Below are 18,153 nucleotides of genomic sequence, written 5' to 3' on the forward strand. Positions count from 1 at the left end.
TCTCAAGCACACCCGCATCCGCACGAAACACGAGTGCGCCGGTCCGGTGAAGGCTCGATTCCTCCGAGCCTCGCCGGACCGGCGCGTTTCCCCGTTTTCCCGCTCCCCCGTTCCCCTCGCCCCGTTCCCCTGGTCCCCCGTGGCCCGAAGAGCCCGGTCCCCCGCTGTCCCCCGCGGTCGTGAGCTCTCCGTCGTGCACCCCGTTGCGGCAGGGGAGCCGCGCCGTTCCGCCGCCCCGTGCCGGCGGTACGGGCGCCGCGCCCCTTCCGTGGTCTCCACTCTTCCTTCTGCGCAGGTGGGACCCCATCCGTGCGCATACTCATCTCTCCTCCTAGGTACGGGTACTCAGCCCTCCGCGCTCATCCCCAGCCGTGGGGTACGGGGGCTGGTCACCAGCACGTCCGTTTCCGTACTCAACGCCCCCGGTGGACCACGGCCCGCGCAATGCCGTCAGCCCGGTGGAAGCCCTCCACCGGACAGCAACACCAACGCCCCCGGCCTGGTGAACCACGGCCCGGGTAAGGTCGCGGACATGGCACGGATTGCGGTGATCGGCGCCGGGATGGGCGCGATGGCGGCGGCTGCCCGGCTGGCCGTGGCAGGCCACCGGGTGACGGTGTACGAGCGCTCGGCGGCCCACGGCGGTGCGGTGGGCCGCTTCGAGCGCGACGGCTTCCGCTTCGACACCGGGCCTGGTCTGCTGCATCTGCCCGCCGTCTGGCGGGACTTGTTCGTCAAGACCGGCAAGGAGCCGCTCGAGCAGTGCGTCGAGCTCGTCCAGGTCGACCCGGCGAGCCGCCATCTGTTCGCCGACGGCACCGACGTCCTGCTGCCGAACGTGTCGCGGTCCGGCATTGTCTCCGCGCTGGACACGGCGCTGGGGGCGGGCGCGGGCGGGCGGTGGGGCGAGTTCCTGGGCCGCGCCCGGGACGCGTGGGACCGCTCGCGCCGGCCGCTGCTCGAGGAGCCGCTGCCCGCCGACCGGTCACCACTGGGCCGGGACCCCTATCCGGCGCTGCGCCAGGGCCTGTTGCGGCGCACCGCCCGCACGCTCCACGAGGTCGGCAGCCGGGAACTGCGCGATCCGCGCCTGGCCGCGCTGCTGGAGAGCCACGCCCTCGCGTACGGACTCGATCCGCGTTCGGCGCCCGCCTCCGCCGCCGTCCTTCCCTACATGGAGCAGACTTTCGGCAGCTGGTATGTGAAGGGCGGCATCCGGGCGCTCGCGGACGCGGTGTACGAGCGGTGCGTGGCCCGGAAGGTGGAGTTCGTCTTCGGCGCCGCGGTGACACAGGTGCTGGAGAAGGACGGCCGCGCGGTGGGCCTCGAGCTGGACAACGGCAGCACGGTGGAGGCGGACCTGGTGGTCGCCGGAGCCCCGGTGCCCGCGCTCTTCCGTGACGGGATCGTGCCCTGGGTCCCTCAGGACCAGTGGCCCGAGTGGCAGTCGGGCGTGCGGACCGGCCGGGTCACGGTGTTGCTGGCGCTGCGGGGCGCTCGCCCCTCGGACGCGGTGCACCGCACGGTGGTCCACACGGCGGACTCCGCGGCCGAGTGGGACGCGATCACCGCCGGCCGGTTGTGCGCTCGGCCGACGGTGACCGTGCTGCGCCCCGACGATCCGCTGCTGCGCCCCGACGACGCGCACGAGACGATCACGCTGACGGCCACGGTGGCGGGTCGGGTGCCGTCCGGGCAGTCCTGGGCTGCTGCGGCGGGCGAGTTCGGGGACCGCATGGCCGAGGCGGCGGAAGCGGCGGTGCCGGGCCTGCGCGGCCGGATCCTCTGGAGCGAGGTGCGCACGCCGGCGGACATCCGCCATGACACCGGGGCGTTCGAGGTTTCCGCCCCTGCCCTGGCGGGCGCGGGCGGGGCCTTCCTGCCCGCGGGCAACGGTTCCTCCGTGCCCGGTCTGTACTTCGCGGGCGGCTGGTCCCACCCCGGCGGCGGCCTGGCCCACGCGGGCATGTCGGGTGCGCTGGTCGCGGGACTGATCGTGGAGGGCGCGGACTTCCGCGGCTCGCAGTAGCCCGGTCAGCGCGGTCGGCGCGCGTCGGGCTGCCGCACGCAGGCGTCTCGAGGGCGGCGGTCGCTCAGTAGCGGTACTGCTGCTCGTCGTAGCCCTGGTCGTAGCCGTACTGCGACGGCTGTTCCTGCGGCATCGGAGGGATGTACTCGTCGTCCCGCTGCTGCGGCACCCACACACCGCCCGGAGGCGTTTCGTTGTACGTCTGCTGGGCGTACGGGTCGGCCGTCGCGTACTGCTGCTGGCCACCGTAACTGTCGTACGTGCCGTAGGCGGCGTACTGCTGGCCGCCCCCATAGGGGTCCGCGTACGTGGCGTACTGCTGCTGCCCGTTCCCGTAGTCGTACTGGGCCGCCGGCTGTTGCTGCTGCTGTCCGTAGTCCGCGTACGCGTCGTAGGCCGCGTACCCCCCGCCGTACTGGGCGTAGTTCTCGCTGCGGTCATGCTCGGGCCCGGAACCCGCGTCCGCGTATATCCCGTACTGGCCGGTGTCCTCCGGCAGTGGCTGGGGCTCGTAGACCTCCGGCTCGGCCGGTTCCGTCGAGAGCATCGGGTCCATCTGCTCGGCCGGCTCGTACGAGAGGTCCGAGACCTCCAGCGTGGGCTCGCGCACGGCGCCGGCGTCCCTCGGGCCCGACTTACGGCGCCTGCTGGCACCCGGGCTGCCGCCCAGCGCCCAGCCGGTCGAGAAGCCGCGGCGGAACGACAGCGTCACATAGGTCTGGCCGACCGCGAACGCGATCGCGCCCAGCGCGATGACCACGACCGAGGGCATGAGCACACCGAGGACCACGCAGAGGAATCCACCGAAGGCGAGCAGGCGCCAGCGCAGCCGCGCCTTGTACTGCAGCAGCACCTCACCCAGCAGCCACAGCGCGACGATGCCGAACGCGATATAGAGGACCGTCCAGCCCATGCCCGCCCCTCTCATGCGGCCGCTGTCCCGATACGGGACGGGTACGGCCGGTCACGACTGCTCGTGCAGTCCGAGATTCTCGTAGATTTCGAGCGTCGCCGTGGAGTTGTTGAGGGTAATGAAGTGCAGTCCGGGGACACCCTCGCTGAGCAGCCTTGCGCAGAACTCCGTCGCGAACTCGATGCCAATGGAGCGTACAGCGGCCGGATCGTCCTTGACGGAGAGGATCCTGTCTTTCAGCTCGGGCGGGAACGAGGCGTTGCTGAGCTCGGCGAACCGTTCGAGTTGTCTGGCGCTGGTGACCGGCATGATCTCGGGGATGATCGGGGTCTCGCAACCGGCGGCCGTGACCCGGTCACGCAGGCTCAGATAGTCCTCGGGGCGGAAGAACATCTGGGTGATCGCGTAGTCGGCGCCGGCCCGGCACTTGTCCACGAAGTGCCGGATGTCCTCGTCCCAGTCGCTCGAGCGCGGGTGCATCTCGGGGAATGCGGCGACGCCCACGCAGAAGTCGCCGGACTCCTTGATCAGCCGGACCAGTTCGGCGGCGTACCGAACGCCGTCGGGGTGCTTGACCCACTCGCCCCTCGGGTCGCCGGGCGGGTCGCCCCGGACGGCGAGGATGTTGCGGATCCCGGCGTCGGCGTACTGGCCGATCATGTTGCGCAGCTCGGCGATGGAGTGGTTCACCGCGGTGAGGTGTGCGACCGGGGTGAGGGTGGTGTCCGCGGCGATCTGCTCGGTCGCCTTGACCGTGCCGGCCCTGGTGGAGCCGCCGGCCCCGTAGGTCACGGAGACGAAGTTCGGAGCCACCGCCTCGACCCTGCGCAGCGCGTTCCACAGGTTCCGCTCGCCCTTTTCCGTTTTGGGCGCCCAGAACTCGAACGAGTAGGAAGTTTTGCCGGTCGCGAGCAGCTCGCGCACGGTGAGTGCGCGATCCGTCCTGGTCGAAGCTGTTCCGAGGGCCATACCGGCAGGTTAGCCACGGCTCGCGGGTCACCCAACAGAATCAGGGAAATATGCCGGTTTTGTCCGACTCCTGTCCACCCATCGGACACTCCGTGGACAGGTGCACGCTCCGGGACCTGATCCGCTCGGCGAGATCCGCCGTCGCCGCGGCCGGATCCTCCGCCTCGGTGATCGCTCGTACGACCACGATCCTGCGCGCCCCCGCGTCCATCACCTCGTCGAGGTTGACCGCGTCGATCCCGCCGATGGCGAACCAGGGGCGGTCGCCGTGCAACGCCGCCGCGTACCGCACCAGACCGAGACCAGGGGCATACCGGCCGGGCTTGGTCGGGGTGGGCCAGCAGGGGCCGGTGCAGAAGTAGTCCACGCCGGGCTCGGCCGCGGCCGCGTCCACCTCGGACTCGGCGTGCGTGGAACGGCCTATGAGCACCTCGTCGCCGAGGATCGCCCGTGCGGCCCGGACGGGGAGATCGCCCTGTCCGAGGTGCAGCACCTGCGAGCCGATGGCGTGCGCGACGTCGGCGCGGTCGTTCACCGCGAGGAGCTTGCCGTGCCGGCGGCAGGCGTCGGCGAACACCCGCAGGTGCTCCAGTTCCTCGCCCGCTTCCATGCCCTTGTCGCGCAGCTGCACGATGTCCACGCCGCTCGACAGCACCGCGTCCAGGAAGGCGGGAAGGTCGCCCTGGCGCTTGCGCGCGTCCGTGCACAGATACAGCCGGGCGTCGGACAGCAGTGCGCGTGCGGCGGACATGAGCAGTTCCCCCATGGATGTGCGGTGTGCGGACCGGAACGGCCGGTCCGCACACCGTTGTGTGCGGATCGGATCAGACGGCGAGCGCCTGGGCCCGGCGCTTCACCTCCGTGCCGCGATTCTCCCCGAGTGCCTGGGCGGGTGTGCCCGGCAGGGTCGGGTCCGGAGTGAAAAGCCACTCCAGCATCTCTTCGTCGGAGAAGCCGTCGTCCCTCAGCAGGGTCAGGGTCCCGGACAGACCCTTGACGACCTTCGTGCCGTCGATGAAGGCGGCCGGCACCTGCAGTGCCCGGTTCTCACCACGGCGCACGGCGATCAGCTGGCCCTCCTTGACCAACTGCCGCACGCGCGTCACCTCGACATCGAGCATTTCCGCGATGTCCGGCAGGTAGAGCCAGGCGGGGACGAGGGCATCGATCTTTGCGTCAATCTCGGTCACAGGGACAAGCCTGCCATCCGCGACGGACAGTCGGTACCCGGACGCTATCCGGCTGCCGCCTTCAGAGGTACGGACGGGTCGGCGGCCCGCTCCGGATCGAGGCGCGCGCCGGACTGGATGAGCTTGCGTCCCTGCGCGAGATCCCGGGCCCTGCCGACGGCGAGCAGCGCGACCAGCGCACCGTCGCGCAGCCACAGCACCGACCAGGTGTCCTGGACCGGGTCGCCGCGCCACAGCAGCGTGTCGGCCGCGGCGTGGTGGCCCGCGTACTGCACGAGGCGGCCGAACTGCTCGGACCAGAAGTACGGCACCGGGTCGTAGACCTCCGGCTCGCCGCCCAGTGCGTCGGCCATGACGTTGGCGGCGACCGTACGGGGGCCCTGGAGCGCGTTGTCCCAGTGGTGCACCAGCAGCCGCTCGCCGTAGCGGCCGGACGGGAAGGAGGCACAGTCCCCGACGGCGTACACATCGGGCACGGACGTGCGCAGAAACCGGTCGGCCTCGACCGCGCCGTCCGGGCCGAGTGCGATGCCCGAGTCCGCGAGCACGCCGGTGGCCGGGCGGGCGCCGATACCGACGACGACCGCGCCGGCCGGAATACGGTGCTTGTCGCTCAGCACGACCGAGCCCGGCTCGACCGCGGCCACGCGCGCGCCGGTGAGCAGTTCGACGCCGTACCCGGCGTACCACTCGGCCATCGGGGCGGCCACCTCCGCGGGCAACGCACCGGCCAGCGGCCGCTCGGCCGCTTCGAGGACGGTGACCTCGCAGCCTGCCTCATGGGCGGCGGTCGCGAACTCCGCGCCGATCCATCCGGCACCCACGACCACGATCCGGTGCTGCTCGGCGAGGACGGGACGCAGCCGGGCCGCGTCGTCGAGGGTGCGCAGCAGATGCACCCCGGGCACACCCTCGGTGCCGGGGAGAGTGATCGGCACCGCGCCCGTGGCCAGCACCAGGACGTCGTACGGAACCGGCCCGTCGGCCGTGTCCAGTTCGTGCGCCGCAGGGCGTACGCCGGTCACCTCCACGCCGAGGAGCAGCTCGACGTCGAGCGCCTCGAAGTCGATGTCGAAGGCCGAGCCCTCGGCCGTGCCGAGCAGGACCGCCTTGGAGAGCGGGGGCCTGTCGTAGGGCTGGTGGGGTTCGGCGCCGATGAGGGTGACCGGGCCGGTGAAGCCCGCCTCGCGCAGGGCCACCGCGGTCTGGACGCCTGCCATGCCCGCGCCGACGACCACCACGCGCCGTACGCCCTGGGCTGTCTGCTGCTGTTCGCTCACCCGGCAACCTTACGTACCTGACGATTCGTCAGGAAGGTTCTCGCGGCGGGACCTGCTCGACAGCACTCGTCCCGCTGCCCTCCTGCGACTCCCACTCCCACGACTCCTCGAGCCGGACCCGCCCGTCCGCCAGCTCGAGGACGGTCGAGACACAGTGCCCCGACGACGTTCCGCCATCGGTCTTCAGCTGCACATAACGGAAGTCCAGCCGGTCGCCCTCCCTGGTACCCACCAGGCGCCCGTGGACCACGTCACCGCCCTCGTACTCGGCCCAGATCCGGCCCTGTTCCTCGTGGTACGTGAACCGGGTCCGGGTGCCGACCTGGCCCGGGGACTGGCCCGCCACGGGTGCCAGCACGAGTCCGTCGAGCGACCTTGCCACAGCTGCGGCTCCCTTACTGCGCGTTGGGACGTGGCGTTAGGGTGGCCACCGTAAGGCACTCGCGGGAGTCCGGACGCACCGGGCTGAGAGGGAGGCTGGCCGGCCTCCGACCGTACGAACCTGATCCGGGTCATGCCGGCGAAGGGAGGGGCTGGACGCCCATGTCTCGTTCACCAGACGTCCTCGTCATCGGGGGCGGAATCATCGGCCTGGTCACGGCCTGGCGTGCGGCGCAGCGCGGGCTGCGCGTGACCGTCGCGGATCCCGATCCCGGCGGCGGAGCCGCACAGGTCGCGGCCGGCATGCTCGCCGCCGTCACCGAACTCCACTACGGAGAGCAGACCCTGCTCGCCCTCAATCTCGAATCCGCCCGCCGCTACCCCGCGTTCGTGGCCGAGCTCCAGGACGCCAGCGGCGAGCGGCTCGGCTACCGGGCCTGCGGCACACTCGCCGTCGCGCTCGACGCCGACGACCGCGCGCATCTGCGGGAACTGCACGCCCTGCAGCGCCGGTCGGGCCTGGAGTCGGAGTGGCTGACGGGCCGTGAATGCCGCCGTCTGGAGCCCATGCTCGCGCCCGGCGTACGCGGCGGCCTGCGGGTCGACGGCGACCACCAGGTCGACCCGCGGCGGCTGGCCGGCGCGCTGGTCGTGGCCTGCGAACGGGCCGGAGTGGAGCTGCGCCGCACCTGGGCGCAGCGGCTCGTCGTGGCGGGCGGAAGGGCCACGGGAGCGGTGCTCGCCGACGGCGGGGAGAGTGCCGCGGGCCAGGTGGTACTGGCCGGAGGCAGCCTGAGCGGCCGGCTCGACGGCGTACCCGACGAGGTGCTGCCACCGGTGCGGCCGGTGAAGGGCCAGGTGCTGCGGCTGACCGTGCCCCGCCCGTACGCACCGTTCCTGTCACGCACCGTGCGTGCCGTCGTGCGCGGCAGCCACGTCTACCTGGTGCCGCGCGAGAACGGCGAGCTGGTGGTCGGCGCGACCAGCGAGGAACTCGGCTGGGACATCACGGTCACCGCGGGCGGGGTGTACGAGCTGCTGCGCGACGCGCACGAACTGGTGCCGGGAATCACCGAGCTGCCGCTCACCGAGACACGTGCCGGGCTGCGCCCCGGTTCCCCCGACAACGCGCCGCTGCTGGGCCCCACCGCGCTGCCCGGGCTGCTGCTGGCCACCGGCCACCACCGCAACGGGGTGCTGCTCACGCCCGTGACCGGCGATGTGCTCTCCGCCGTCCTGGCGACCGGCGAACTGCCCGACGAGGCCCGCCCCTTCACCCCCCTCCGCTTCTCCGCCGTCCCCCAGGAGCAGGTCGCATGAACAGGTGCGTACTGAACATCCGCGTCAACGGCGAGACACGCGAGCTCGCCGCGGGCACCACCCTGGAGGCGCTGGTCACCACGCTGACGGCGGCCCCGTCCGGCATCGCCGCCGCCGTCAACGAGAGTGTCGTCCCGCGCAGCCGGTGGGCCGGCACCCGGCTCGGCGACGGCGACCGCGTCGAGGTCCTCACCGCCGTGCAGGGAGGCTGACCGCCATGGCCGACGACCGTCTCACCATCGGCGGCACCACCTTCACCTCACGCCTGATCATGGGCACGGGCGGTGCGCCCAGCCTCGACGTGCTCGAACGCTCCCTGGTCGCGAGCGGCACCGAGCTCACCACCGTCGCGATGCGCCGCCTGGACCCGGCCGTCCAGGGCTCGGTGCTGTCCGTCCTGACCAGGCTCGGCATCCAGGTACTGCCGAACACGGCGGGCTGTTTCACCGCCGGTGAGGCGGTGCTCACGGCGCGCCTCGCCAGGGAGGCCCTCGGCACCGACTGGATCAAGCTCGAGGTGGTCGCGGACGAGCGCACCCTGCTGCCCGATCCCATCGAGCTGCTGGACGCGGCCGAGATCCTGGTCGACGACGGCTTCACGGTGCTGCCGTACACCAACGACGATCCGGTGCTTGCCCGCAAGCTCGAGGACGTGGGCTGCGCGGCGATCATGCCGCTGGGCTCGCCGATCGGATCCGGTCTCGGCATCCGCAATCCGCACAACTTCCAGCTGATCGTCGACCAGGCACGGGTCCCGGTGGTGCTCGACGCGGGCGCGGGCACGGCGTCGGACGCGGCGCTGGCGATGGAGCTGGGATGCGCGGCGGTGATGCTCGCCTCGGCGGTCACACGCGCGCAGGAGCCGGTGCTGATGGCCGAGGCGATGCGGCACGCGGTGGAGGCGGGGCGTCTGGCCCGGCGGGCGGGCCGTATTCCGCGCCGTCACTTCGCCCATCCGTCGTCGCCCGACGAGGGCCGCGCGGTCCTGGACCCGGAGCGGCCGGCGTTCTGAGACTCGGGCGGGGCGCCGGCCCGCGGCCGTTTCCCCACCGGTGGCCCCATGCCCGGCGGGGCAGGGGCAAGCGTGAGGAAAGCCACACCCGCTGTCACAGCTCGGCTTCAGTACCGCTGCGGACCTGACCGACCCGTGAGCCCCTGTCCGTCACGGCTCGTAGACTCAGCGGCGTGGATACGACCCTTCAGGACCCCCTCGTCGGGCAGGTGCTCGACGGCCGCTACCGAGTCGATGAGCGCATCGCCGTCGGCGGCATGGCCACGGTCTACCGGGCCGTCGACACCCGCCTCGACCGCGTGCTCGCGCTCAAGGTGATGCATCCCGCCCTCGCCACCGACGCCTCCTTCGTGGAGCGCTTCATCCGCGAGGCCAAGTCGGTGGCGCGGCTGGCGCACCCCAATGTGGTGGGGGTTTTCGACCAAGGGGCCGAGGGCGCGTACGTCTATCTGGCGATGGAGTACGTGGCCGGCTGCACCCTGCGCGATGTACTGCGTGAGCGCGGGGCGCTCCAGCCGCGGGCCGCCCTCGACATCCTGGAGCCCGTGCTCGCGGCGCTCGGCGCCGCGCACCTGGCAGGGTTCGTGCACCGGGACATGAAGCCCGAGAACGTGCTGATAGGTGACGACGGACGGGTGAAGGTCGCGGACTTCGGTCTCGTACGGGCCGTCGGCTCGGTGACGAACACCTCCGGCACGGTCCTCGGTACGGTCTCGTATCTGGCTCCCGAGCAGATCGAGCACGGCACGGCCGACACCCGCGCGGATGTCTACGCCTGCGGGGTCGTCCTCTACGAGATGCTGACCGGGGTCAAGCCGCATGCCGGTGACACCCCTGCCCAGGTGCTGTTCCAGCATCTCAACGAGGACGTTCCGGCGCCCTCCGTCCGCTTCCCCGGGCTCGCCGTCGAACTCGACGAACTGGTGGCGAGCGCCACGGCCCGTAACCCCGACGTGCGCCCGTACGACGCGGTGGCGCTGCTTGCCCAGGTCCGCCAGGGCCGGGCGGCGCTCGGCGACGAGCAGCTGGACGCGATGCCACCTCGGGCCCGTACCGAGGACCGCCCGGCGCCCGGCACGAGCGAGGACGGGCATGAGTCGACCCCCGCGTCCTCCGAGGACCTGACAAGCGTGATCCCGCGGGTGCCACCGCGCGAGGAGCCTGTGGTCCACCACACCGCCCGGCTGGCGATGCAGCCGTCCGAGCCACCGCTCCGGCGGGGCCGACCCGCCCTGCCCGCCGTCCCCCGGCGCGGTGTGCTGGCCGCGGTCGTCGCGGTGCTGCTGGTCCTCGGCGTGGGTACGGGCGTCTGGTACATCAACTCGGGGCAGTTCACCGAGGTCCCCTCCCTGATCGGCAAGAGCGAGAGGGACGCCAGGCAGGCGCTCGGCAAGGCCGGGCTCGAGGTGAAGAAGGTCCGCTACGACTTCAGCGAGACGGCCAGGCGGGGCACGGTCATCACGACCGACCCGGCCAGCCGTGAGCGCATCCGGGGCAACGGCTCGGTGACGATCGTCGTCTCGCGCGGCCCGGAGATCGTGAAGGTCCCCGAGCTGAAGGGCAGGCCGCTCGCCGAGGCCCGGCGCGAGCTGCGCAAGCTCGGTCTGGCGCCCGGCATGGTCACCGAACGGTTCGACGGCGACGTCGCTCAGGGCTCGGTGATCAGTTCGGACCCGGGCGCCGGGAGCGGCCGCAGCCCCGACACAGCGGTCGCCCTGGTGGTCAGCAAGGGCCCTCCGATCGACGTGCCGGATGTGACCGGCGAGTCGGTCGAGAGCGCCACCAGCGAGCTCGAGGACGCCGGACTCGAGGTCAGGGTCGCCGACGAGCAGATCCACTCCGCCGAGGACGCGGGCTCGGTCGCCCGGCAGTCGGCGGGCGAGGGCACCCAGCTGGCCCGTGGTGACACCGTCACGCTGACCGTCTCCAAGGGCCCGCGGATGATCGAGGTCCCCGATGTCGTCGGTGACAACGTGGACGACGCGACGGCCGAGCTGGAGTCGGCGGGCTTCGAGGTGAAGGTCGAGAAGAACTTCCCGTTCCTCGGGGACGAGGTCGACAGCCAGTCCGTCGCGGCCGGCGACCAGGCCCCCGAGGGCAGCACGATCACGATCAAGACCAAGGGACTGTAATCCTGATGCGCAATCCCGTCGGCGGCCATGTACCCGTGGCCGGCGGCCTGGCCACGACCGGACTCGCCTATGCCCGGGAGCTGGAGGCCGAGACCGTACAGGTCTTCGTCGCCAACCCGCGCGGCTGGGCAACGCCCACCGGCAACCCGGCACAGGACGAGACGTTCCGTGCCGAGTGCGCCGCCGACGGGATGTCGGCGTGGGTCCATGCCCCGTATCTGATCAACTTCGGCTCGCACACCGAGGCCACGGTCGACAGGTCCGTCGACTCACTGCGGCACTCCCTGCGCCGGGGGCGGGAGATCGGTGCGCTGGGCGTGGTGGTGCACACCGGGTCGGCGACCGGGGGCCGCTCCCGCGAGGTGGCGCTGGCGCAGATACGGGAGCGGATGCTGCCGCTGCTGGACGAGCTGACGCACGACGACGACCCGTTCCTGCTGCTGGAGTCGACCGCAGGCCAGGGCTTCTCGCTCTGCTCCGAGGCAGCGGACTTCGGTCCGTACTTCGAGGCCCTCGACCGGCACCCCAAGCTGGGCGTCTGTCTGGACACCTGCCACATCTTCGCCGCCGGTCACGATCTGACCGGGCCCGACGGAATGCACCGGACCCTGGATCAGCTGGTGGAGACCGTCGGCGCGGGGCGGCTGAAGCTGGTCCACGCCAATGATTCGAAGGACGTCGTCGGGGCGCACAAGGACCGTCACGCGAACATCGGCGCGGGCCATATCGGCGAGGAGCCGTTCCGGGCCCTGATGTCCCACCCGGCGACCGAGGGTGTTCCGTTGATCATCGAGACCCCCGGCGGCAAGGAAGGGCATACGGCGGATGTGGCGCGGCTGAAGAAGCTGCGCTGATGCCGCCCCGGTGAGGTAGCCCTGAGGTCCGTGCCGGCGCACTGCCGGCGCCGGTCCCGGGGAACCGCTACAGCTCGGGGCCGTCGCCCGGCTCCTCCTGGTAGGAGTAGCGCTGCTCCCGCCACGGATCGCCGAGGTTGTGATAGCCGCGCTCCTCCCAGAAGCCGCGGCGGTCGGCGGTCATGTACTCCACACCCCGGACCCATTTGGGCCCCTTCCAGGCGTACAGGTGCGGCACCACGAGCCGCAGCGGAAAACCGTGCTCGGCGGTGAGCAGTTCACCGTCCTTGTGGGTGGCGAACATGGTCCGTTCCGAGAGGAAATCGGCCAGCCGCAGATTGGCGCTGAAGCCGTACTCGGCCCAGACCATGACATGGGTGACGGCCTGCGCGGGCGGCGCGAGTTCCACGATCGTACGGGCGGGCACCCCGCCCCATTCGGCCCCCAGCATGCTGAATTTCGTGACGCAGTGCAGATCGGCGACAACGGTGGAGAAGGGCAGCGCCGAGAATTCCTCGTGGTTCCAGCAGTGCTTGTCACCGTCGGCGGTGGCGCCGAAGACCCTGAACTCCCAGCGATCCGGCTTGAACTTGGGTACGGGTCCGTAGTGAGTGACCGGCCAGCCCCGCTGCAGTCGCTGTCCCGGCGGAAGCCCGGGCTCCTGTGATGCGCGGTATTCCCGGCTTTCCGGCTGACCCATGCCTTCAATGGTGACAGACGGGGAAGGGTGGTCATGACCAGGCCGGAGCCGATTCGGACAACTCGCACTAAGCATGCACTTACTGGACTGCCCCCGGCGGCGGTGCGAGGATGCGCGCACCTGCCCCAGCCACACGCGCGGAAGGAGCCTCTGCGATGCAGGGCGACCCCGAGGTCATCGAGTTTCTCAATGAGCAGCTGACTGCAGAATTGACCGCGATCAACCAGTACTTCCTGCACGCGAAGATGCAGGAGAACTTCGGCTGGACGAAGCTCGCCAAGTACACCCGGGCCGAGTCCTTCGACGAGATGAAGCACGCGGAGGTGCTGACCGACCGCATTCTCTTCCTCGAGGGTCTGCCGAACTACCAGCGCCTGTTCCATGTGCGCATCGGGCAGACGGTCACCGAGATGTTCCAGGCCGACCGGCAGGTCGAGGTGGAGGCGATCGACCGCCTCCGGCGGGGCATCGAGATCATGCGGGCCAAGGGCGACATCACGTCCGCGAACATCTTCGAGGCGATCCTGGCGGACGAGGAGCACCACATCGACTATCTCGACACCCAGCTGGAACTGGTCGAGAAGCTCGGTGAGGCGCTGTACATCGCCCAGCTGATCGAGCAGCCGGAGGGCTGAGAACCCGGCGGCTAGGCCGCTTCGCGAAGCCCGGAGTCGGGTGCGCGGTCGGGGTCGGCGGCGAGCACGGCAGCGCCGCTGCCCTGGTCGAGCAGTTCCCGGCGGGGGCACGCGCCACGGCCGAGAATTCCCTGGATGCGGCGGACACACGATCCGCAGTCGGTGCCGGCCTTGGAGACGGACGCGATCTGGCGGGGGGTGCAGGCGCCCGCCTCCGCGTGCTCCTTGACCTGCTTCTCCGTGATGCCGAAGCACGAGCAGACGTACACGCGGTTCACCTCCCGGCGGGAATGAGCGAGAACTGTCAGTGGCGCCGTCCCGATGATCGGTGAGGCTAACCTAACCTTACCCGCCGCCTCGCGGACGTAAAAGCCCCGAATATGCCAGTGGGGCGTGGATCACATCGATCCACGCCCCACTGTTGTTGATCCGTCACTACTGGTCGCGGTACATCTCCGCCACCAGGAAGGCCAGGTCCAGCGACTGGCTGCGGTTCAGCCGGGGGTCGCAGGCCGTCTCGTAGCGCTGGTGCAGATCGTCGACGAAGATCTCGTCGCCGCCACCCACGCACTCGGTGACGTCGTCACCGGTGAGCTCGACATGGATGCCGCCCGGGTGGGTGCCCAGCGCCTTGTGCACCTCGAAGAAGCCCTTGACCTCGTCGAGCACATCGTCGAAGCGGCGGGTCTTGTGGCCGGAGGCGGCCTCGAAGGTGTTTCCGTGCATCGGGTCGGTCACCCAGGCCACCGTCGCACCGGAGGCGGTGACCTTCTCGACCAGCTCGGGGAGCTTGTCCCGGACCTTGTCGGCGCCCATACGGACGATGAAGGTCAGCCGGCCGGGCTCCCGGTCGGGGTCGAGGCGGTCGATGTAGGTGAGCGCCTCGTCGACCGTGGTCGTCGGGCCGAGCTTGACCCCGATCGGGTTGCGGATCTTCGAGGCGAACTCGATGTGCGCGCCGTCCAGCTGGCGGGTGCGCTCGCCGATCCAGACCATGTGGCCCGAGACGTCGTACAGATGGCCCGTACGGGAGTCGACCCGGGTCAGCGCCGACTCGTAGTCCATCAGCAGCGCCTCGTGGGAGGCGTAGAACTCAACCGTGCGGAACTCCGCCGGGTCCGTGCCGCACGCCTTCATGAAGTTCAGCGCGTTGTCGATCTCGCGGGCGAGCTGCTCGTAGCGCTGACCGGACGGGGACGACTTCACGAAGTCCTGGTTCCAGGCATGCACCTGTCGCAGGTCGGCGTAACCGCCGGTGGTGAAGGCACGCACCAGGTTGAGCGTCGAGGCAGACGCGTGGTACATCCGCTTGAGGCGCTCGGGGTCCGGGATGCGGGCCTCTTCGGTGAAGTCGAAGCCGTTGACGGAGTCGCCCCGGTAGGTGGGGAGCGTCACGCCGTCGCGGGTCTCGGTCGGCTTGGAGCGCGGCTTGGAGTACTGGCCCGCGATCCGGCCGACCTTCACGACCGGCACGGACGCGGCGTACGTGAGCACGGCGCCCATCTGGAGCAGGGTCTTGAGCTTGTTACGGATGTGGTCGGCGGAGACGCCGTCGAAAGCCTCGGCACAGTCGCCGCCCTGGAGCAGGAACGCCTCGCCCCTGGCGACGGCTCCCATCCGGGCGCGCAGCTGGTCGCACTCGCCCGCGAAGACGAGCGGCGGATACGACTCGAGGTCCGCGATCACATCGCGCAGAGCCTCGGCATCGGGGTACTCGGGCTGCTGCGCCGCGGGCAGGTTTCGCCAGGTGTTGCCACCGATGGCGGTGGTCTTAGCGTTCACGGTCACGTCGTCAACACTACGGGGTCGCGGCGACTGTCCATGTCGGCGCTCAGTAAATGAGACGGTCCGCCCGGAAACCGCTGAAAAGTTGTCATGTACCGGTGGTAGCCTCAGGCGCTTGCGACCCGGCAGGAAGCCGCGGTCGGCAGCCTTTTTCCAGGGGTGGGAATGACCAGGGGTGGGTCGTTGAATCCGAAGCATCGGAGAAACCGCAAGAAAAGATCGATCATCCACGGAGTGGCCGCGGCCGTGGTGGCCACCGCCGTCGCCGGCACCGTCGCCGTGGCATCGCCCGGCTTCCTGGGCTCCGGGGGGAGCAACGAGGAGGCCGTGCCGCTCAGCGCGCAGCTGCAGGCCGAATTCGACGCCGCCGCCCGGGAGTTCGACGTACCCCGGAGCGTGCTGATGGCGGTTTCGTACCGGCAGACGCGCTGGGAGACCCACGACGGTCTGCCGAGCACCACCGGCGCCTACAACGTGATGGGTCTGACCCAGGTGGACCCGGAGGACGTCGAGGAGGAGGACAGGCAGGAACGCCTCTCCCACCTCAACCGGAGCGGCGACCCGAGCGTCGAGAAGAACTTCGACGCCGAGCGCGCACTGCGCATGCTGCCGAAGGAGGAGGTCGACACCGACGATCCACGGCTGCACACGCTGGACCGGGCCGCCGAGCTGATCGACTCACCGCAGGAGTCCGTCAAGGACGACTCCGGGCAGAGCATCCGCGCCGGTGCCGCCCTGCTCGCCGAGTACCAGCGCGAGGCCCAGGGCTCGCTGCCGGACGAGGCGGACGAGTGGTACCCCGCCGTCGCCCGTTTCAGCCAGTCGCCCGACAAGAAGGGCGCCGAACTGTTCGCGAAGCGCGTCTTCGAGTCGATCAGGACCGGTGAGAGCCGTGTCACCGCGGACGGGCAGCGGCTCACCCTGCCGGCCGACCCGTCGACCGAGCCGGTCAAGCCGGCGAAGGTGCCGCCGGCCGCAGCGGCCGTGAGCACCGCCGCGGTCCCCGTGCCCGAGTGCCCGGCCGGTCTGAACTGCAACTTCATCCCGGCCGCCTACAAGTCGAACGGCGCCCCGGACGACTACGGCAACTACAACGTCGCCGACCGGCCCGCGGGCGGTCACGACATTCGCTACATCGCCATCCACGACACGGAGGGCGGCTACGACGGCTCGCTCGCCGTGTTCACGAACCCGGCGTCCTACGCCAGCGCGCACTATCTGATCCGCGCCTCCGACGGTCTGGTCACCCAGATGGTGGAGAACAAGAACGAGGCATGGCACGCGGGCAACAAGACCGTCAACATGCACTCGATCGGCGTGGAGCACGAGGGCTACGCGATCAAGGAGGGCAGCTGGTACACCGAGCCGCAGTACGAGTCCTCCGCGGCCCTGGTGAAGTTCCTCGCCGCCACGTACGCCATCCCGCTGGACCGCGGGCACATCATCGGCCACGACGACGTACCGGGCGTCCTGGACACCAAGGTGCGCGGCCAGCACTGGGACCCGGGCCCGTTCTGGGACTGGAACCACTACATGTCACTGCTGGGCGCCCCGACAGGCGCCGGTGGCGCGGGCGGCCCGCTGAAGGCGGGCCAGCTGATCCGCTACGTGCCCCCGTTCACCTCCGCGAACCAGCCGAAGCTGACCTACGGCGGGACGGCGGTCAGGACCCAGCCCACGAACTTCGGCTACCTCTACGTCTCACCGTCGACCAGTGCGGCCACGCTGGAGGACCCGTACCTGGGCACCCAGACCTGGAGCGAGGGCCCCAACTGGGCCAACAAGCTCGTCGCGGGCGGCGAGTACGTCGTCGCCGAGGCGGCGAGCGACTGGACCGCCATCTGGTACGGCGGCAAGAAGGCCTGGTTCCGCAACCCGGGCGGCCAGTTCACCGTCCCGGTCGGCACCGGCACCAGGACGGTACTGACCCCGAAGGCGGGACTGGCCTCGATCAAGGTCTACGGGCGGGCCTACCCCGAGGACGCGGCCTACACGGGGACCGAGGTCCCCGTGCAGGACAATAACGCGGACCCGCTGACGAAATACAGCGTCCTGGCCGGTCAGCAGTACACCCAGGCAGGTGCCGCGGTCGCCGGTGACTACTACTACGGCGGCACCGTCGACGGCACGGGCGCCGGCTCGCGCACCCTGGTCAAGGGGACCAACTCCTTCTACCCGATCCGGTTCAACCACCGCATCGCATGGGTCAGTGCGAGCGATGTCCAGGCGCTCACCACCCCCGCCTCCGACCCGGGCACGACCCGGTTCAACGCGCTCGGGCGGGACTCCGGCGGCTCGCTGTACCAGTACCAGGGCACCGGCAGCGCGACGGCACCGTTCTACAGCCGCTACCGCGTCGGCGGCGGCTGGCAGATCTACAACGCCATCACCGATCTGGGGACGCTGCGTGCCGACGGCACCGGGGACGTGGTGGCCCGCGACACCTCGGGGACCCTCTGGTACTACCGGGCGAGCGGCAACAAGAACGCGCCCTTCAGGGGGCGTGTGAAAGTCGGCACCGGGTGGGGTGGGTTCACCATCCTCACCGGCACGGGTGACCTGACCGGGGATGCCAAGGCGGACATGATCGCCCGCGACACGGCCGGTTCCCTGTGGCTCCACAAGGGCACCGGCAACGCCACCACCCCGTTCGCCGCCCGCACCAAGATCGGCACCGGCTGGCAGATCTACAACACCCTGGTCGGTACCGGTGACCTGACCAAGGACGGCAAGGCGGACATGATCGCCCGCGAGCCGTCCGGCGCCCTGTGGCTCTACAAGGGCACCGGCAACGCCACCACCCCGTTCGCCGCCCGCACCAAGGTGGGCACCGGCTGGCAGATGTTCAACAAGCTCACCGGTACCGGTGACCTGACCAAGGACGGCAAGGCGGACATGATCGCCCGCGAGCCGTCCGGCGCCCTGTGGCTCTACAAGGGCACCGGCAACGCCA

Annotated in this window: 17 protein-coding genes and 1 riboswitch; of the genes, 8 read left to right on the plus strand and 9 right to left on the minus strand. The window is 70.6% G+C overall.

The features are described 5' to 3' along the window. Positions 1 to 532 precede the first annotated feature (532 nt). Entirely contained in the window at positions 533 to 2,029 is a 1,497-nt protein-coding gene (locus ACFYWI_RS06510) for a phytoene desaturase family protein (RefSeq protein ID WP_389226046.1), read from the plus strand. A gap of 64 nt (positions 2,030 to 2,093) precedes the next feature. Here ACFYWI_RS06510 and ACFYWI_RS06515 read toward each other — a convergent pair whose 3' ends face one another. The 6 genes from ACFYWI_RS06515 to ACFYWI_RS06540 all read right to left on the minus strand — a co-directional run bounded on the left by ACFYWI_RS06515 (position 2,094) and on the right by ACFYWI_RS06540 (position 6,763). Further along, complete coding sequence (locus ACFYWI_RS06515) at positions 2,094 to 2,942, minus strand: hypothetical protein (protein WP_389226049.1); 849 nt, start codon at positions 2,940 to 2,942, stop codon at positions 2,094 to 2,096. Positions 2,943 to 2,993: 51 nt separating this feature from the next. Continuing rightward, complete coding sequence (metF, locus tag ACFYWI_RS06520) at positions 2,994 to 3,911, minus strand: methylenetetrahydrofolate reductase [NAD(P)H] (protein ID WP_389226052.1); 918 nt, start codon at positions 3,909 to 3,911, stop codon at positions 2,994 to 2,996. 40 nt (positions 3,912 to 3,951) lie between these two features. Then, a complete protein-coding gene (gene thiE, locus ACFYWI_RS06525) occupies positions 3,952 to 4,662 on the minus strand; it encodes a thiamine phosphate synthase (protein WP_389226055.1) in 711 nt (236 codons plus the stop codon). A 73-nt stretch (positions 4,663 to 4,735) separates the two neighbouring features. Beyond that, on the minus strand, positions 4,736 to 5,101 hold the full coding sequence (locus ACFYWI_RS06530; RefSeq protein ID WP_389226058.1) for an Rv2175c family DNA-binding protein: 366 nt from the start codon (positions 5,099 to 5,101) through the stop codon (positions 4,736 to 4,738). A gap of 44 nt (positions 5,102 to 5,145) precedes the next feature. Then, positions 5,146 to 6,381, minus strand: a complete 1,236-nt coding sequence (locus tag ACFYWI_RS06535) for an NAD(P)/FAD-dependent oxidoreductase (RefSeq protein ID WP_389226061.1) — start codon at positions 6,379 to 6,381, stop codon at positions 5,146 to 5,148. A gap of 28 nt (positions 6,382 to 6,409) precedes the next feature. Then, entirely contained in the window at positions 6,410 to 6,763 is a 354-nt protein-coding gene (locus ACFYWI_RS06540) for a hypothetical protein (protein WP_389226064.1), read from the minus strand. Between the two features lie 51 nt (positions 6,764 to 6,814). After that, positions 6,815 to 6,927, plus strand: a riboswitch (TPP riboswitch). Between ACFYWI_RS06540 and thiO the strand changes: the two genes are divergently transcribed. From thiO to ACFYWI_RS06565, 5 genes are all read left to right on the plus strand, one after another. After that, positions 6,925 to 8,082: a glycine oxidase ThiO gene (gene thiO, locus ACFYWI_RS06545; RefSeq protein ID WP_389226067.1), complete on the plus strand. Its 1,158-nt coding sequence runs from the start codon at positions 6,925 to 6,927 to the stop codon at positions 8,080 to 8,082. It overlaps the preceding riboswitch by 3 nt. Continuing rightward, complete coding sequence (gene thiS / locus ACFYWI_RS06550) at positions 8,079 to 8,294, plus strand: sulfur carrier protein ThiS (protein ID WP_389226070.1); 216 nt, start codon at positions 8,079 to 8,081, stop codon at positions 8,292 to 8,294. Before thiO ends, thiS begins: the two co-directional genes overlap by 4 nt. 5 nt (positions 8,295 to 8,299) lie before the next feature. Then, on the plus strand, positions 8,300 to 9,094 hold the full coding sequence (locus ACFYWI_RS06555; protein WP_389226073.1) for a thiazole synthase: 795 nt from the start codon (positions 8,300 to 8,302) through the stop codon (positions 9,092 to 9,094). A gap of 173 nt (positions 9,095 to 9,267) precedes the next feature. Next, positions 9,268 to 11,226 (plus strand): Stk1 family PASTA domain-containing Ser/Thr kinase, encoded by a 1,959-nt coding sequence (gene pknB, locus ACFYWI_RS06560; protein ID WP_389226075.1) that lies wholly within the window; start codon positions 9,268 to 9,270, stop codon positions 11,224 to 11,226. Between the two features lie 5 nt (positions 11,227 to 11,231). Beyond that, a complete protein-coding gene (locus tag ACFYWI_RS06565; protein WP_389226078.1) occupies positions 11,232 to 12,080 on the plus strand; it encodes a deoxyribonuclease IV in 849 nt (282 codons plus the stop codon). A 67-nt stretch (positions 12,081 to 12,147) separates the two neighbouring features. On the opposite strand, the gene ACFYWI_RS06570 is transcribed toward ACFYWI_RS06565, so the two are convergent. Beyond that, entirely contained in the window at positions 12,148 to 12,780 is a 633-nt protein-coding gene (locus ACFYWI_RS06570) for a sulfite oxidase-like oxidoreductase (RefSeq protein WP_389226081.1), read from the minus strand. Between the two features lie 155 nt (positions 12,781 to 12,935). Here ACFYWI_RS06570 and bfr point away from each other — a divergent pair, with 155 nt between their 5' ends. After that, entirely contained in the window at positions 12,936 to 13,415 is a 480-nt protein-coding gene (gene bfr / locus ACFYWI_RS06575) for a bacterioferritin (RefSeq protein ID WP_389226084.1), read from the plus strand. An 11-nt stretch (positions 13,416 to 13,426) separates the two neighbouring features. Here bfr and ACFYWI_RS06580 read toward each other — a convergent pair whose 3' ends face one another. Next, entirely contained in the window at positions 13,427 to 13,684 is a 258-nt protein-coding gene (locus ACFYWI_RS06580) for a bacterioferritin-associated ferredoxin (RefSeq protein WP_389226087.1), read from the minus strand. Between the two features lie 166 nt (positions 13,685 to 13,850). After that, the gene (locus ACFYWI_RS06585) at positions 13,851 to 15,197 is read right to left on the minus strand and encodes a class II 3-deoxy-7-phosphoheptulonate synthase (protein WP_389226326.1); all 1,347 of its coding nucleotides are present in this window, start codon (positions 15,195 to 15,197) and stop codon (positions 13,851 to 13,853) included. Positions 15,198 to 15,383: 186 nt separating this feature from the next. Here ACFYWI_RS06585 and ACFYWI_RS06590 point away from each other — a divergent pair. Next, the coding region (locus ACFYWI_RS06590) for an N-acetylmuramoyl-L-alanine amidase (RefSeq protein WP_389226090.1) at positions 15,384 to 18,153 on the plus strand (2,770 nt) is incomplete at its 3' end.

Source organism: Streptomyces sp. NPDC002889, assembly GCF_042888425.1.
GTDB lineage: Bacteria > Actinomycetota > Actinomycetes > Streptomycetales > Streptomycetaceae > Streptomyces.

Coding starts and splice junctions, on each gene's coding strand:
- thiS (WP_389226070.1), top strand. CDS start 8,079: ATGAACAGGTGCGTACTGAACATCCGCGTCAACGGCGAGACACGCGAG.
- ACFYWI_RS06510 (WP_389226046.1), top strand. CDS start 533: ATGGCACGGATTGCGGTGATCGGCGCCGGGATGGGCGCGATGGCGGCG.
- thiE (WP_389226055.1), bottom strand. CDS start 4,662: ATGTCCGCCGCACGCGCACTGCTGTCCGACGCCCGGCTGTATCTGTGC.
- ACFYWI_RS06515 (WP_389226049.1), bottom strand. CDS start 2,942: ATGGGCTGGACGGTCCTCTATATCGCGTTCGGCATCGTCGCGCTGTGG.
- thiO (WP_389226067.1), top strand. CDS start 6,925: ATGTCTCGTTCACCAGACGTCCTCGTCATCGGGGGCGGAATCATCGGC.
- bfr (WP_389226084.1), top strand. CDS start 12,936: ATGCAGGGCGACCCCGAGGTCATCGAGTTTCTCAATGAGCAGCTGACT.
- ACFYWI_RS06570 (WP_389226081.1), bottom strand. CDS start 12,780: ATGGGTCAGCCGGAAAGCCGGGAATACCGCGCATCACAGGAGCCCGGG.
- ACFYWI_RS06555 (WP_389226073.1), top strand. CDS start 8,300: ATGGCCGACGACCGTCTCACCATCGGCGGCACCACCTTCACCTCACGC.
- ACFYWI_RS06565 (WP_389226078.1), top strand. CDS start 11,232: ATGCGCAATCCCGTCGGCGGCCATGTACCCGTGGCCGGCGGCCTGGCC.
- metF (WP_389226052.1), bottom strand. CDS start 3,911: ATGGCCCTCGGAACAGCTTCGACCAGGACGGATCGCGCACTCACCGTG.